Here is a 15866-nt window from a genome sequence, read left to right on the forward strand (position 1 = left end):
TCTATCTTCATTTATTAAGAACGTATATTATTTTTAAATGTAAACCATAGAATTAAAATTTTTTTAAAAATTTTTCAGTTTAGGAAGAAGGACGATAAATATGAGTAGAATTATGATAGCTGGTACAGCCAGTGGAGTAGGGAAAACAACCATAAGTCTTGGAATCATGGCTGCCCTAACTAAGAGAAATAAGAGGGTATCCCCATATAAGGTAGGGCCTGATTATATAGATCCAGGCTTTCACAAATTTGTTACAGGGAATCCATCCCATAATTTAGATAGCTGGTTACTAAAGGAAAATACGATAAAGTACTTGTTTAAGAAAAATATGAAGAATAAGGATATAGGAATTATTGAAGGGGTAATGGGATTATACGATGGCTTCGGAACGGAAAGGGATCAAGGTAGTTCTGCCCATGTATCTAAGATATTAGATACTCCTGTAATATTAGTTATAGATGGAAAGGCTATGTCCTCCAGTGCAGCAGCTATGGTATTAGGATATAAGATGTATGATCACCATGTAGATATAAAGGGAGTTATTATCAATAATGTATCTGGAAAAGTTCATTATGATTTACTGAGATGTGCTATTGAAAGGGATATAAAGGTACCATGCTTGGGATATCTTCCATCAAACCTAAATGTGGCAATAAATAGTAGACATCTTGGACTTATACCAGCTGAAGAAATAGAGAATCTAAGGACAAAAATAGACGAATTGGCTAATATGATAGAAGAACATATAGACCTAGACAAGGTACAAGAAATCGCAGCCTCAGTAGAAGAAATTGAAGAGGTTGAAAATCCTATCAAAGGCTATGATGGAATCGGACAGGGATTAAGAGTTGGTGTGGCAATGGATAAAGCTTTTAGCTTTTATTATGACGATAGTTTAAATCTTATGAAAGAATTAGGAATAGAACTGGTGCCTTTTAGTCCTATTAAAGATAATGATTTGCCCCAGAATGTAGATGGAATATACCTAGGTGGGGGATTTCCAGAAGTATTTGCCAAAGAGCTTGAAGAGAATAAAAACTTTAGAAATAATCTTAAAAAGCATTTAGAAAATGGACTTCCTGCCTATGGAGAATGTGGTGGTCTAATGTATTTAACCAATAGCATCGAGGATTTAGAAGGGAATAATTATAAGATGGTTGGTTTTATACCAACTGATAGTAAAATGACTAAGAGGCTTCAACGATTTGGATATGTAAATATAAGCATTAATAATGAAATAGATACTAAAGGACATGAATTCCATAGATCAATGATAGAGGACAATGAAAATCTTGAATATGTATACCAAGTGTATAAAATCAGAAATGGAGAGGTTAAGAAACAATGGAAGTGTGGAGTGCATAGGAGAAACACTTTAGCTGGATATGCTCATATCCACTTCTATAGTAATATTGATTTTCTAATAAAGCTGATAAATATAATGAAGGATTACAAAAACTCTAAGAAATAAGGATATTTTATGCAAGATTATATGCTTGTGGCTTCGTTATTTATTATTTTACAGAATTATGTCTTTTACAAGAGATATCCAAGAACTTTACTAAACTAAAAATATATAAGAACAATGAAAGGAAGTGGAGAATTGAAACATATTAAAGATCCAGTAGAGATAGAAAGAAAGAGTTTTGAAATTATAACGGAAGAGTTGGGAGAAAAGAATCAACGCTTTGATGAAAAAACTGGAAAGGTCGTTAAGAGGGTAATACATACTACGGCAGATTTTGAATATGCAGATTTACTGGAAATCCATCCCCATGCTATAGAAAATGGAATGGATGCCTTAAAAAAAGGAAGCAATATTTATGCAGACACTCAAATGGTTCGTTCAGGAATAAATAAGAGAAGACTGGGAGAACTTGGTGGACAAATATGTAACTTTGTCCATGAGGAAAGTGTCTTCATTGAAGCTAAGGAAAGGGAAATTACTAGATCCATGGTTTCAATAGAAAGGGCTTGTAAAGATGAAAAGATAAAAATCTTTGTCATAGGAAATGCTCCAACTGCTTTATTTACTCTTATTAAGTTAATAGAAGAAGGAATGGATAAACCAGACTTAATAGTTGGTGTACCCGTAGGATTTGTTGGTGCAGCAGAATCTAAAGAAGCCCTTAGAAAGCTAGATGTACCATATATAATAACAAGGGGCAGAAAAGGTGGAAGTGGCGTTGCAGCTTCTATAATCAATGCTCTTTTGTATATGATTTAGAGGTGAGAATTTATAACTATAGGGCAATTTCTTCAGGTAAACAGAGGCTATACAATGTTCTCAGATAATGAATATTTCCTATAAGTTTTTTGTTTTTGTAAAAGTAGAGAGTTTGAATAGAATTGAGGGATTAAATGAATACTTTTAAAGGAAAAAAGCTAGATAAATTCGTTACCAAGGGTGGAAAAAAACTTAGATACGGATATACTACAGGCTCTTGTGCAGCTGCAGCTGCTAAGGCAGGAGTAATAATGTTGTTCTCAGGCAAATCAATCTCCACGATAGAAATAGATACTCCAATGGGGTGGGAGCTAGAGCTTCCAGTTGAAGATTCAGTTATAGATGACAAATTTGCCAGCTGCTGTATTGTAAAGGATAGTGGAGATGACCCCGATGTAACCCATAGCATAAGGATATATGCAAGGGTTGAAGAAAGTAATGAAATTGGAGTTGAGATAACTGGAGGAGAGGGAATAGGAAGAGTAACCAAGGCTGGACTAGCTGTTTCTCCTGGGAATTATGCTATTAACCCTGCACCAATGAGAATGATTGTAGATCAAATAAAAAAAGTACTCCCCAATAACAAAGGGGTCAAGGTAACGATATATTCTCCCGAAGGAAAAGAGATAGCTAAAAAGACATTTAATTCTAGATTAGGAATAGAAGGGGGCATATCTATCCTTGGAACTACTGGCATTGTTGAGCCCATGTCCGAGGAGGCAATGAAGGAATCCTTGGCATTGGAGATATCAATGATAAAGGAAAGGGGAATAAAAAGGATAATATTTGTTCCTGGAAACTATGGAAGAGATTTCACCTTCTCTATACTATCACAAGAAAAGACAGAGGATATAACTGTGAAGACCAGTAATTATATTGGATATATGCTAGACAAGGCTAAGGAATATGGTATAGAAGAAATATTTATAATTGGGCATATTGGAAAGATGATTAAAGTGGCAGGGGGAATATTTCATACTCATAGTAAAATGGCCGATGGTAGAATGGAAATTCTTGCAGCTAATTGTGGCTATTTAGGATGCTCTCACAGTCTTATTAAAAAGATTATGGAAAGCATAACAACCGACGAAGCAATTGGATATATAAAGGAAGAAATAGGCTATGAGGTCTTTAAGTTAATTGCTGATAAGATTAGTGAAAAATGCAAAATAAGAACCTATGATGACATTGAGATTGGAACTTTAGTTTTTTCTCAACAATATGGAGAATTAGGAATATGCCATACTGGTAGAAGGATTTTGGAGGAGTTACGAAATGAATAAAATAAAAATAGTAGGATTAGGGCCTGGACATCGAAGTTATATAATACCAAAGGGCAAAAAAGCTATTGATGAATCGGATATAGTTGTGGGAGCTAAACGGAATTTACAAAGTTTAGATTTAAGGGGAAAGGAAAGTCTTCCTATTACAAGTAAGCTTGATGAGGTAGTAGACTATATTAAAAGTAATTATCTTGAGAAAAAAATAGCAGTTATAGTATCGGGAGATACTGGTTTTTATAGTTTTTTAAGGTATCTTAAAAAGCATTTCTCCGTTGATCAAATAGAAGTGATTCCAGGAATAAGCTCTATGCAATACATGTTTTCTGCAATAGGTGAAACATGGGATGATGCTTATATAGCCAGTCTCCATGGTAGAGAAATGAACTTTATTGAGAAGGTAAAGAAATACAAGAAGATAGGTCTTCTTACTGATAAAAATTGGACACCTCAAAAAATCGCCGAAAAACTATCACAAGAAGGGCTAAATAATAGGACTATATATATAGGTGAAAATCTTTCCTATGATAATGAGAAGATATCAAGGATGAATATAGAGGAAGCTAAGGATGCAAATGATTTCGATATATGTGTGGTGGTGATTGTTGATGAAGACTAAATGGAATTATAGGACACCGGGTATTCCAGATAAATTTTTCATTAGGGGAAAAGTTCCAATGACAAAGGAAGAGGTTAGAGCTGTAACCCTTAGTAAACTTAGATTAAAATCAGATGACATAATTGTGGATATTGGAGCTGGTACTGGTTCAATTTCCATAGAATGTGCTTTGATAGCAGAGGACGGACTGGTATATGCTGTGGAAAGGAAAGAAGAAGGGATAAAGCTTATAAAGGAAAATTCACAAATTTTTGAGATTGATAATATTGAAATAATACAGGGAATAGCCCCTGAAATTTTAAAGGAAGTCCCTAAGGTTGATAAGGTAATCGTTGGAGGAAGCGGAGGAAAATTAAAGGAAATATTTCAATGGCTTGAACTTAGTCTAGTAGAAAGTGGAAGGTTGGTTATGAACTTTATAACTTTAGAAAATATGTATAGAGCTATAGAACTATTGAAAGAAAACGGATTTAAGGATATTGATGTGACTCAATTATTTGTTTCTAAGGGCCGAAGCATAGCCAATTTAACAATGATGGAAGGTCATAATCCAGTTTATATAATTTCAGCAGTCAAGGAGTGATTTGATTATGGGAAAATTTTACGGCATAGGAGTCGGGCCAGGAGATCCAGAGTTAATAACTATAAAAGCCATAAAGACCTTGGGAAATATGGATATGGTCATATGCCCCGAGGCTAAAAAGGATAAGGGAAGCATAGCTTTTAGTATAGCTAAGGAATATTTAAAGGAGAATATAGAGCTTTTATATCTTACTTTTCCCATGACCCATGATAAAGAGGTTCTTAAGGAGAAGTGGAGAGAGAACGCTTTAATAATAAAAGAACAGTTGAACAATGGTAAGAATATAGGATTTATAACCATAGGTGACCCTATGGTATTTAGTACATATATGTATCTTCTACCCCACTTAAAGAAGGAAGGAATAGAAATAGAAACTATTCCTGGAATCACTTCATTTTGTGCAGTGGCAAGTAAAGTAAATATTCCTTTATCGGCTGGAGATGAGACCTTAGGTATATTACCCCTAATGAAGGATTGTAATAATCTAGATAAAATGTTAGATGACTATGATAACCTCATAATTATGAAGGCATCCCATAATAGTGCTAAGATGGCAGACAAGCTTGAAGAAAAGGGATATAGGGATAAATTCGTTATGGTATCTAGATGCGGCACCGATAAAGAAGAAATAGCCTATGATATTGACAGATTAAAGGAAGAAAAGGTTCATTATCTTTCTACATTAATAGTGAAAAAGAAAGGTATATAAATGTAATAAAAGGGATGTGATAAAATGGCAATTCAACAACAGGATTACTATAATAAAGTATATTTTATTGGAGCAGGCCCAGGAGACCCTGACCTTATAACAGTTAAAGGTAGAAAGATAGTTGAGGAAGCTGATGTAGTTGTGTATGCAGGCTCTTTGGTAAATCCTAAGATTATAGAGTGCAGAAAAGAAGATAGTCAATTGTATAATAGTGCGGGAATGGACTTAGATGAAATAATTGAAGTAATGAAGAAAGGTATACAGGAAGGTAAGATAGTAGCCAGAGTTCATACAGGAGATCCAAGTATTTATGGCGCTATTAGGGAACAGATGGATAAGCTTAAAGAATTAGAAATAGATTTTGAGGTAGTTCCTGGAGTAAGTTCTTTTGTTGCATCGGCAGCAGCATTAAAAAAAGAATTTACATTACCTAATGTTTCACAAACGGTAATATGCACCAGACTGGAAGGAAGAACGCCTGTACCAAAGGAAGAAAGTCTTGATTCTTTAGCATCCCATAGAGCATCTATGGCTATTTTCCTATCGGTTCATATGATAGGAGATGTGGTTAATAAGCTTAAAAAACACTATAGAGAAGACACTCCTATAGCGGTAGTTCAAAGAGCTACATGGGAGGATGAAAAAATTGTTACAGGGACCCTTATGGACATAGAGGAAAAGGTTAAAGAAGCTAACATAACTAAGACTGCTCAAATTTTAGTTGGAGATTTCCTAGGAAATGAATATAGTCTTTCAAAGCTTTATGATAAGAGTTTTAGTCACGGTTATAGGAGTGGAAAAGAGTGAAATGGGCAATTGTAACATTAACCAAAGGGGCATTAAATCAAGGAAAGATAATACAAAAAAAGATAAAAAATGAAAACCAAGTACAAGTTGAAGAAGTTCATATCTATACATCTACTAAGTGGGAAGGTAATGATTCCTATAGGATTGAAGGTGGATTCTCCGATTTCGTAGGAAGGATTTTTTATAAATACGATATGATTCTTTTTATTATGGCATCTGGAATAGTTGTTAGGTCGATTTCTAAATATATTCAACATAAATCCAAGGACCCAGGAATTCTTGTAATGGATGAAGGAGCTTCCTTTGTTATAAGCTTACTTTCTGGACATTTAGGAAGGGCAAATGAAGGGGCTAAAATTGTAGCCAGCTTGATAGGAGCTCAATCGGTAATAACTACTGCTTCCGATGTTAAGGGAACAATGGCCGTAGATACAATGGCAATGAAATTAAATTGTGAAATCGAAGATTTTGATGATGCAAAGGAAATAACCTCCCTTATAGTTAATGATGAAAGAGTTGGGATAATTTCAGATATCAGAATCAATCTAGATTTGCCTCAAGATATAATAGAAATTTCCAGTGAGACTAAGGATAGGCATTTAGAAGATATAAATGGCATGATATATATTACCAATAAGAAAAGTATAGAAGATAAAAGGGTTAGAACTTTTAATCTACCTAGTGTTATCCTTATACCTAAGAATATAATTATAGGCATTGGCTGTAGAAAAAATATTCCAGGAAAGAAAATAATCGAAGCTATAGATGAAGCCCTTGAAAAATTAAATATAAATAAGGGTAGCATTAAAACAATCTCAACTGTTGATATAAAGAAGAATGAGAGCGGAATAAAGGAAGCCAGTGAGCATTTTGATTGTGGACTTGAAATCATTGATAGACAGGAGATATCAATGATTGAGGATAAGTTCAAAACATCTGAATTTGTTAAAAAGACCATTGGCGTTGGAGCTGTATGTGAGCCTTGTGGATATATATCATCAAATGCAGGTAAATGCTTGCTTAGAAAAACAGCAGTAGATGGAATAACATTATCAATATGGGAGGAGAAAATTAATGGGTAAAATATATGTAGTTGGTCTTGGTCCAGGGGATAAGGAGCATATGTCTCCAGCAGCAACTGCTGCCATATTAAAATCTAACGTGATTATAGGCTATAAAACCTATATAGATCTAATTGAAGAGTTGGTGAAAGATAAAGAAATTCTTTCATCGGGGATGAGAAAGGAAATAGATAGATGCGAAACAGCCCTATCCTATGCAGAAGAAGGTAAAGTTGTTTCTTTAATAAGTAGTGGAGATCCTGGAGTATATGGTATGGCAGGAGCAATGCTAGAAGTTGTACATAAAAAAGAAAGTACAGTCGAAGTTGAGATAGTACCAGGAATTACTGCAGCGAATGCAGCAGCATCAAGCATAGGAGCTCCTTTAATGCATGACTATACAGTTATAAGTCTAAGTGATTTATTAACTGATTGGGAGCTAATAAAAAAGAGAATCCATTGTGCTGGGGAAGGGGATTTTATAGTGGCATTATATAATCCTAAGAGCATGGGAAGACAAACCCATATTGAAGTAGCGAGGGAAATTCTTCTTAAATATAAATCCAAGGATACTCCAGTAGGAATAGTAAGAAACGCTAAAAGGCAAGGAGAAAGCGCTGTATTAACTACCCTTGATAAAATGTTAGATGAAAATATTGATATGTTAACTACTGTTATTATAGGTAATTCCAATTCATTCATTGAAAATAATAAAATGATAACTCCCAGGGGGTATAATGTGTGATATTAGTATTGTCAGGAACCAAGGATGGAAGAAATATAGTAGAGCTTCTTCTGACAAAGGGGCATAGAGTAATTGCCACAACTGCCACAGAATATGGAGGGAAGCTATATAATTCCCATAATAACTTGAAGGTTATTTCACAAAAGCTAAATCATATGGAAATGAAGGAGCTCATCATTTCAAATGGAATCAATCTAGTCATAGATGCCACCCATCCCTATGCTCAAGAGGTATCAAAAAATATAATTGAAGCTGTAAAGCTAACTAATATACCTTATTTTAGATATGAGAGAAAGGATGCTATATTTGAGGATGTTATAGTATGTCCAAGCTTTACGGAAGCAGCCCAATGGTTGAAGAACAAGAAGGGGAACGTCTTATTAACTATAGGAAGTAATCACTTAGAAGTCTTTACTTCAGAAGTTAATTTAAAAAGACTTTATGCTAGAGTTCTCCCCACTGTAAATGTAATGGAAAAATGTGAAGACCTAGGCCTTTTACCTAGACAAATTATAGCCATACAAGGCCCATTTTCTAAGGAATTTAATAAGGTCATATATAATAAATATGATATAAAATATATGGTAACTAAGGATAGTGGAGATATAGGAGGAACTAGGGAAAAAATCCTTGTAGCTCAAGAGCTAGGAATAGAAGTGTTATTGGTAGAAAGACCAAAACTAGAGTATGGTAAATATGGTAAGGTCATAGATGAAATTAATAAGCTAATAGAAGAGATAGAGAATCAAAGGGATTCTTTAGTATAGCTTCGTAAAGTAGAGCAATGCATACAAGAAGAATTATGGAATTTTGATAAATATATGACATAAATAGAAGGAGTGGTTTTAAATGACAAAAGCATTATTAATAGTCGGACATGGAAGTAGGTCTAAGGATGCCCAGGAGACATTTAATAAAATGGTGGAATTAGTAAGAGAAAAATCTTCATATACTATTGTAGAAGGTGCCCATATGGAGATTTGCGGTCCATCAATAGAAGAAGTTGTAGAAAATCTAGTAAAAGAGGAAGTAAGAGAAATCCTAATGGTTCCATATTTCTTATACGAAGGAATACATATAAAGCAGGATATACCTAATCTAATAGGTAAAATATCTGAAAAGTACGATGGTATAAAAATCAAGCTGGGAAGACCTATTGGAGTTGAGCCTATGTTGGCAGACATTTTAATTAGTAGAGCAGAGGAGTTGTCTTAGTAGCAGAATTAAACAGATTAAATAAAATTTAATAGTTATTAAGGTGCTTTGTAATAGAAGCTAAGAGGGAAAGAGGTGAAAATCCTCTACAGCCCCCGCTACTGTAAGTAGGATGAAATCTTCTATATCCACTGGGAAACCGGGAAGGAGAAGAGAGTAAATTAAACTATGAGTCAGGAGACCTGCCTTAATAATATTTATTATTGATACTTCGGAGGGAGGTGTTAGATATGTAGGGTTCTTATTGGGTTCACACATAGATTGCATTAACTCCATCTATGTGTTTTTTTGTTTTTATAATACTATAAAAGGGAGGAATTCTAATGAAGAAGTACAATAAGTATTTTCTAGTTACCGCGTCATTACTAATATTAATAACTCCAAGTTTTGCCCATGCTATGCATATCATGGAGGGGTTCTTACCACCTGTATGGGCTGCAGTTTGGGGAGTAGTAGCTTTACCATTTGTAATTAAAGGATTTATGAATGTAAATAAAATTGTGAAAGAAGAGCCTAATAAGAAGCTTTTATTAGCTCTAGTGGGAGCTTTTGTTTTTATTCTTTCAGCATTAAAGCTACCATCGGTTACAGGAAGCTGTTCTCATCCTACAGGAGTAGGATTAGGTGCAATTTTATTTGGTCCAACTGTTATGAGTGCTTTAGGAATTATAGTGCTATTATTTCAAGCAATATTCCTAGCCCATGGAGGTTTAACAACCTTAGGTGCTAATACTTTTTCTATGGCAATAATAGGTCCTCTTGTAGCCTATGGGATTTATAAGCTTCTTAAAAAGCAAGGAACTAAGGGAGGAGTTGCAGTATTCTTAGCGGCTACATTGGGAGATTTAGCTACTTATGTAGTTACATCAATACAGCTGGCACTAGCCCATCCCGATGCTACTAATGGAGTAATGGCATCAATGGTTGAGTTTTTATCAATTTTTGCTCTAACTCAAATACCAATCGCTATAGCAGAAGGATTATTAACTGTAATAGTATATAATTTATTAGTTGAATATAAAAAAGAAGGGGGAAATTTAATTGAAAACCTTCAATAAGAACTTAATATTAATAGCTTTACTAATAATAATGGTTATAGTTCCATTGGCAATTAATAAGAATGCTGAATTTGGAGGAGCAGATGGAGAGGCCGAAGGGGTTATTGTAGAAGTTTCACCGAACTATGAACCATGGTTTAGCTCCATTTGGGAACCACCAAGTGGAGAAATTGAAAGCTTATTATTTGCTCTTCAGGCTGCCTTAGGAGCAGGAATTATTGCTTACTATTTTGGTTTTATGAAGGGAAAAAGAAATAGTGCTGATAATAGATAAGTATGCCTATACCAATAGGTTAAGAAGTACTAATCCTATGCTAAAGACTTATATAGGATTAACTCTATTAATCTTAGCAATATTAACAGAAACATTCTATATTCATATTGTAATTATTTTAACAATGGCATCTACAGTTACTGTAATAGCTAGAATTCCAATAAAAAACTATATAAAAATCTTATTTTTACCATTAACATTTGCAGCTTTAAGTGTTATAGCTATACTCATATCCTTTTCAAAGGATGATATTAGCTATCTTTGGGGATTTAGTATATCTAATATAAAAGTTTTTATAACAATTGAAAGTCTAAGAGCAGCGAGGATTCTATTTTTTAGAGCCTTTGCTGCTCTAAGCTCTACATTATTTATAGTTTTAACTACTCCGATGGAGCAACTAATATATGTACTAAAAAAGCATAAAATACCTAGAATATTTATAGAGATGTCTATACTAATTTATAGATTTATATTTATCTTTTTAAAGGAATCTAAGGAGATTTATTATGCTCAAGAGTTAAGGTTTGGGTACATTAATTTAAGAAATTCATACAAATCATTATCTTCATTAATTGTAGCTTTATTTACTAGAATAATGATAAGGTACGAAGAAATGGAAACAGCTTTGATAAGTAAGAATTTTGATAAAGAATTTTATCTATAGGTGATTATATGTTGAAAACTAATAATTTAAAATATATATATGAAGATGGAACTATCGCATTAAAAAACATAACTATAGACTTAAACGTGGGAAATATTATAGGTATAATAGGCTCTAATGGGTCAGGGAAGACAACTCTCTTTCTAAATTTATTAGGCATATTAAAACCAACAGAAGGAGAAATTTATTTAGGTATAGATAAATATAGGTATAATAAGAAGTTTTTAGTAAATCTAAGAAAATCCGTTGGAATAGTTTTTCAAAATCCTGATAGACAAATATTTTATTCAAAGGTCTATGATGATATTGCATTTGGACTAAGGAATCTAGGATATGATGAGGATGAAGTCAAAGAAAGAGTAGATAGGGCATTAAAGAAGGTGGATGGAGAAGATTTTAAGGATAAACCTGTTCACTTCCTAAGCTATGGGCAGAAGAAAAGGGTGGCCATAGCAGGAGTCCTAGCCATGGATAATGAAGTAATATTTTTTGATGAACCAACTGCAGGATTAGATCCAGATATGGAAAGAAGAATGATAGAAATTCTAAAGGGAATATCCAACGAAGGCAAAAAAATTGTAATTGCCAGTCATGATATGAATTTGATATATAGAATCTGTGATTATGGATATGTACTAAATAGAGGAGAAATATTAGCATCTGATAAAATAGAAAAAGTATTTTTGATGGATGATATATTAGAAAAAGCTAAGCTCGCTGAACCTTGGCTGGTTAAGCTACATAAGAATTTAGAAATCCCTCTTTTTAAAAAGGAAGAAGAACTCTATAGTTATTGGAAAAATAATAAAAACCCTAGCTAGGACTAGTCCTTACTAGGGTTTTTATAGAGAATACTATTTTCCTAATTCTTGACCTAAGCTTTTGCATTTGTTTATTCCATCTTCCTCAGGAGTTAAATGAATAATCAATCCTTCTCCGATTAGGTTAGCACCATACCCATTCATTCTCTCCACCCAATCTATCATCCATTCACCATCGCCCCAATCATATGAGCCGAATAGAGCAACGGGCTTTCCTGATACTACATCTGAAAGAGATTCTACAAAGGGTTCCATAAAGCTCTCTTCTAAGACTTCAGCCCCCATAGAAGGACAACCTAATGCCACTGCATCTGCGTTAACTACATCCTCTTTTGATGCATCTTCAACTCTCAATATTCTAACTTCATTATCATTTATGTTTGCCCCATCTGCTAAAGCATTTGCCATTAACTCAGTATTTCCAGTTCCACTCCAATAGATTACCACAACTTTTTTCACATATATCCCTCTTTTCATAATAATTTGTTTATATAGATGAGTAATATGCACATTATAGGTTTATATAAAATTAAAATCCTATGATTAACTTATGCAAATTTCTCAAATGTAAGCATTTTATGTATATGCCAATATAGTGTCTATTCCACTACAAGCTAAAATATTTTTCACTCTAAATTTTGCATTTAAGAATTCATTATATCTTTTATCTGATAATGTTGAATCTCCATACACTCTCCAACCTTTAACCTTAGTGAGCTTTAAAGATGGATGACCAATAAATCCCATAACATCCTTTAAAGGATATCCAAGGAAAATTCCAATCTCATCAGGAATAGTTCCACCTTTCATTTTTTCAATAATATAATTTAGATAGGACTCTAAACTATAAGCTTTAGGATAGCCTATACTTATAAGAAATTTATTATTTCTCTTATCTATTAATACAGAATCAAGAGATTTTGGTGTGTAAAAGAGTATTTTCGTGCTTTTTTCATTATAGCGAAAAATCTTAAAAGAAATTTTCCTGCAATCCTTAAAGAAAAAGCGTATTTTACTAATTTTATCAGCTATATTTACATCATTCTTAGGAAAGCTAAGAATTTCAGCTGGTTTAACCCCCAAAATAACTGGCCCTAACGTTTGAATAAGCCAATTAATATAATCATCATCAGTCTGTTTAAAGCAAATTCTAGTATTCATTTCCTTAATCATAAGATGACCCCTTTCCTCCCTCTCTATATGATAACGATAATCACTATCATTTATATTATCAAACGCTTTGCCGATTGTCAATGATAATCATTATCAATTAACCAAAGAAATAAAATTATGGAAAAAGCATATCATTTGATGAAGGAATATTGTTTACTTTTCAAGAATTGAATAAATATAGAAAGAAAAATTAGAAATTAGAATTTTAAATAATAAATAATAAAGAATGATAAATCAAAGCTCATTTGAAGAGGTGTGACAAGATGGATTTAAAATCAATATTAAAAAAATATTTTGGATATGATGAATTTAGAAAAGGACAACAGGAATTGATAGAGGCAACTGTTAATGGTAGAGACGTTTTAGGCATAATGCCCACAGGCGGCGGTAAGTCGTTATGCTATCAGTTACCAGCTATGGCCATTGATGGAGTAACAATAGTTGTATCTCCATTGATTTCTTTAATGAAGGATCAAGTGGATGCTTTAAATGAAATAGGTATAAGTGCTACCTATATAAACAGCACACAGACATATGAAGAATTAACAAATGTATTTAATGATATCTCAAGAGAAAAATATAAAATAGTTTATGTGGCACCGGAAAGGTTAAGTGTACCGTCCTTTCTTAATCTTATTAAATATATAAAGATTTCTTTTATTGCAATTGATGAGGCCCATTGTATAAGTCAGTGGGGTCACGATTTTAGGCCAAGCTATTTAGAGATACCAAAATTTATAGAATCTATAAATCCTAGGCCACCAGTATCAGCCTTTACTGCTACAGCCACAAAACAGATAGTTGAAGAAATTAAACGTCTTATAGGACTAAACAATCCAGTGGAAGAAATAACAGGTTTTGATAGACCGAATCTATACTATCAAGTTTTAAAAGTAAGTAAGAAATTTAAGCATTTATTAGAGTATTTAAACTCTAGTTATGAGGACCAATCTGGAATAATATACTGTGCTACTAGGAAAACAGTTGAGTCGGTGGCAAAAAAGTTAGAAGAAGAGGGTTTCTCAGCTGTAGCCTATCATGGAGGTATGAGAGCCGAGGATAGGCAGAGAAATCAAGATGACTTTATATTAGGAAATAAGAAAATTATAGTTGCAACTAATGCATTTGGAATGGGGATAGACAAGCCTGACGTAAGATTTGTTATCCATTACAATATGCCTAAAAATATGGAAGCCTATTACCAAGAAGCAGGAAGGGCAGGAAGAGACGGAGAAAAAAGTGATTGTATTCTAATGTATTCACCTGCAGATATTGTAAAGCAGAAACTAATTATTCAAAGTAATACTTTTGATGAAGGCAGACAAGAAATACTATATAAAAATCTTCAATATCTGATTGATTATTGTAATACTAATGATTGTCTTAGAAATGAAATACTAAATTATTTTGGGGAGAGGACAAACAAGGAAAATTGTCAAAACTGCAGTAATTGTCTAGATGAATCTGAAATGGTAGATATAACAATAGAGGCTCAGAAAATATTGTCATGCATATACCGTTTAAATCAAAGGTATGGAGTTAATACAGTTATTCAGGTCTTAAGGGGTTCAAGAAATAAAAGATTATTGGAAGCTAGACTTGATAATGTATCAACCTATGGAATAATGAAGGACTACAGCAATCATGTGATTAGAGAGATAATAATGACTCTAACCTCAAAAGGATATGCTCAAATAACTGCTGATAAATATCCAATACTCAAGTTAACTGAAAAATCAAAGATGATACTTAAGGGAAAGACTCAAGTATTTCATAAAAAGGACTTAATTCATAATAAGGCAGATGTAGATAAAAAAGATATGAAGAGTGATAGTTCAGTTTCATCCTATGATAAAGGGTTATTTGAGGAACTAAGGGAATTAAGGTTGGAAAGAGCAACAGAAAAAGGGGTACCACCATATGTTATTTTCCATGATAGAGCATTAAAGGAAATGGCAGCATATATCCCTAAAGACAAAGAGTCTTTCTTAGAGATAAAGGGTGTTGGAGATAAAAAATATGAAAGTTATGGAGAAGAGTTTATTAAATTGATTGAGGAATATTGTAAAATAAATGATATTAAGCCATTAGGTAATAGAAATAAAAATAATCAATCAATGAGTGAAGTTTTGGATAGTAACAATCCAAATTTAGATAGATATGAATTAACATATAATCTTTATTTAAAAGATATATCATTACAAGAGATATCTGAAAAAAGAGGATTTACAAAGGCAACTATTATTAAGCATTTAAAAAGATGTGAAGATAAAGGTAAAGATGTTAACTGGTCAAAATTCATAGATGATATGGAAATAGAAGAAATGATAATAGATAAAATAGAAGAATTAGGGAATGAAAGTTTAAAGACTATAAAAGATGCGTTACCAGAAAATATAACATATGAAGATATACACTTAGTTATTTATAAACATAATATATAGTTTAGTTGGAGATATGTTGATTTTAACTTATAGATTAATAATATGACAAATTAATTTGAAGCAATTGGTAGGATGATTCTTCCTAAGAGATATTTAAAAGAGGATTCTAATAGTTTATATAGAAAATCAAATATGTAGGAAAATAAATATAATTATGAAATCAAACTAAGAAATTTAGTCAGGATA

Annotated in this window: 18 protein-coding genes and 1 riboswitch; of the genes, 16 read left to right on the forward strand and 2 right to left on the reverse strand. The window is 32.9% G+C overall.

Features of this window, described 5'->3' with window-relative positions; genetic code table 11:
- Positions 1–100 precede the first annotated feature (100 nt).
- The 15 genes from JMO20_RS00420 (at position 101) to JMO20_RS00490 (ending at position 12063) form a co-directional block, all read left to right on the forward strand.
- Positions 101–1471: a cobyrinic acid a,c-diamide synthase CobB gene (locus JMO20_RS00420; RefSeq protein ID WP_202707168.1), complete on the forward strand. Its 1371-nt coding sequence runs from the start codon at positions 101–103 to the stop codon at positions 1469–1471.
- Positions 1472–1603: 132 nt separating this feature from the next.
- Positions 1604–2227 carry a precorrin-8X methylmutase gene (locus JMO20_RS00425; protein WP_243414586.1) on the forward strand — a complete coding sequence of 208 codons (624 nt, stop codon included), beginning with the start codon at positions 1604–1606 and terminating at the stop codon, positions 2225–2227.
- Between the two features lie 134 nt (positions 2228–2361).
- Entirely contained in the window at positions 2362–3510 is a 1149-nt protein-coding gene (cbiD, locus tag JMO20_RS00430; protein ID WP_202707170.1) for a cobalt-precorrin-5B (C(1))-methyltransferase CbiD, read from the forward strand.
- The gene (gene cbiE / locus JMO20_RS00435; protein WP_202707171.1) at positions 3503–4126 is read left to right on the forward strand and encodes a precorrin-6y C5,15-methyltransferase (decarboxylating) subunit CbiE; all 624 of its coding nucleotides are present in this window, start codon (positions 3503–3505) and stop codon (positions 4124–4126) included. Before cbiD ends, cbiE begins: the two co-directional genes overlap by 8 nt.
- Entirely contained in the window at positions 4116–4709 is a 594-nt protein-coding gene (cbiT, locus tag JMO20_RS00440) for a precorrin-6Y C5,15-methyltransferase (decarboxylating) subunit CbiT (protein WP_202707172.1), read from the forward strand. Before cbiE ends, cbiT begins: the two co-directional genes overlap by 11 nt.
- A 7-nt stretch (positions 4710–4716) precedes the next feature.
- The gene (cobI, locus tag JMO20_RS00445) at positions 4717–5418 is read left to right on the forward strand and encodes a precorrin-2 C(20)-methyltransferase (protein ID WP_202707173.1); all 702 of its coding nucleotides are present in this window, start codon (positions 4717–4719) and stop codon (positions 5416–5418) included.
- 24 nt (positions 5419–5442) lie between these two features.
- Positions 5443–6225 (forward strand): precorrin-4 C(11)-methyltransferase, encoded by a 783-nt coding sequence (gene cobM / locus JMO20_RS00450; protein ID WP_202707174.1) that lies wholly within the window; start codon positions 5443–5445, stop codon positions 6223–6225.
- The gene (gene cbiG, locus JMO20_RS00455; protein WP_202707175.1) at positions 6222–7307 is read left to right on the forward strand and encodes a cobalt-precorrin 5A hydrolase; all 1086 of its coding nucleotides are present in this window, start codon (positions 6222–6224) and stop codon (positions 7305–7307) included. The genes cobM and cbiG overlap by 4 nt, the downstream gene beginning before the upstream one ends.
- Positions 7300–8031 (forward strand): precorrin-3B C(17)-methyltransferase, encoded by a 732-nt coding sequence (gene cobJ / locus JMO20_RS00460; RefSeq protein WP_202707176.1) that lies wholly within the window; start codon positions 7300–7302, stop codon positions 8029–8031. Before cbiG ends, cobJ begins: the two co-directional genes overlap by 8 nt.
- Positions 8028–8798: a cobalt-precorrin-6A reductase gene (locus tag JMO20_RS00465; protein WP_202707177.1), complete on the forward strand. Its 771-nt coding sequence runs from the start codon at positions 8028–8030 to the stop codon at positions 8796–8798. The genes cobJ and JMO20_RS00465 overlap by 4 nt, the downstream gene beginning before the upstream one ends.
- A gap of 82 nt (positions 8799–8880) precedes the next feature.
- Complete coding sequence (locus JMO20_RS00470; RefSeq protein WP_202707178.1) at positions 8881–9246, forward strand: sirohydrochlorin chelatase; 366 nt, start codon at positions 8881–8883, stop codon at positions 9244–9246.
- Positions 9247–9270: 24 nt separating this feature from the next.
- Positions 9271–9450, forward strand: a riboswitch (cobalamin riboswitch).
- Positions 9451–9569: 119 nt separating this feature from the next.
- Positions 9570–10304, forward strand: a complete 735-nt coding sequence (locus tag JMO20_RS00475; protein ID WP_202707179.1) for an energy-coupling factor ABC transporter permease — start codon at positions 9570–9572, stop codon at positions 10302–10304.
- Positions 10288–10578 carry an energy-coupling factor ABC transporter substrate-binding protein gene (locus JMO20_RS00480; RefSeq protein ID WP_202707180.1) on the forward strand — a complete coding sequence of 97 codons (291 nt, stop codon included), beginning with the start codon at positions 10288–10290 and terminating at the stop codon, positions 10576–10578. The genes JMO20_RS00475 and JMO20_RS00480 overlap by 17 nt, the downstream gene beginning before the upstream one ends.
- A complete protein-coding gene (cbiQ, locus tag JMO20_RS00485; RefSeq protein ID WP_202707181.1) occupies positions 10562–11242 on the forward strand; it encodes a cobalt ECF transporter T component CbiQ in 681 nt (226 codons plus the stop codon). The genes JMO20_RS00480 and cbiQ overlap by 17 nt, the downstream gene beginning before the upstream one ends.
- An 8-nt stretch (positions 11243–11250) precedes the next feature.
- On the forward strand, positions 11251–12063 hold the full coding sequence (locus JMO20_RS00490) for an energy-coupling factor ABC transporter ATP-binding protein (RefSeq protein WP_202707182.1): 813 nt from the start codon (positions 11251–11253) through the stop codon (positions 12061–12063).
- A 33-nt stretch (positions 12064–12096) separates the two neighbouring features.
- Here JMO20_RS00490 and JMO20_RS00495 read toward each other — a convergent pair whose 3' ends face one another.
- Positions 12097–12522 carry a flavodoxin gene (locus tag JMO20_RS00495; RefSeq protein WP_202707183.1) on the reverse strand — a complete coding sequence of 142 codons (426 nt, stop codon included), beginning with the start codon at positions 12520–12522 and terminating at the stop codon, positions 12097–12099.
- A 117-nt stretch (positions 12523–12639) separates the two neighbouring features.
- On the reverse strand, positions 12640–13236 hold the full coding sequence (locus JMO20_RS00500) for a DUF3793 family protein (protein WP_243414587.1): 597 nt from the start codon (positions 13234–13236) through the stop codon (positions 12640–12642).
- 263 nt (positions 13237–13499) lie between these two features.
- Here JMO20_RS00500 and recQ point away from each other — a divergent pair, with 263 nt between their 5' ends.
- Positions 13500–15680: a DNA helicase RecQ gene (recQ, locus tag JMO20_RS00505; RefSeq protein WP_202707184.1), complete on the forward strand. Its 2181-nt coding sequence runs from the start codon at positions 13500–13502 to the stop codon at positions 15678–15680.
- The last annotated feature ends 186 nt before the right edge of the window (positions 15681–15866 follow it).

The organism is Sporosalibacterium faouarense, assembly GCF_016765695.1.
GTDB lineage: Bacteria > Bacillota > Clostridia > Tissierellales > VENL01 > Sporosalibacterium > Sporosalibacterium faouarense.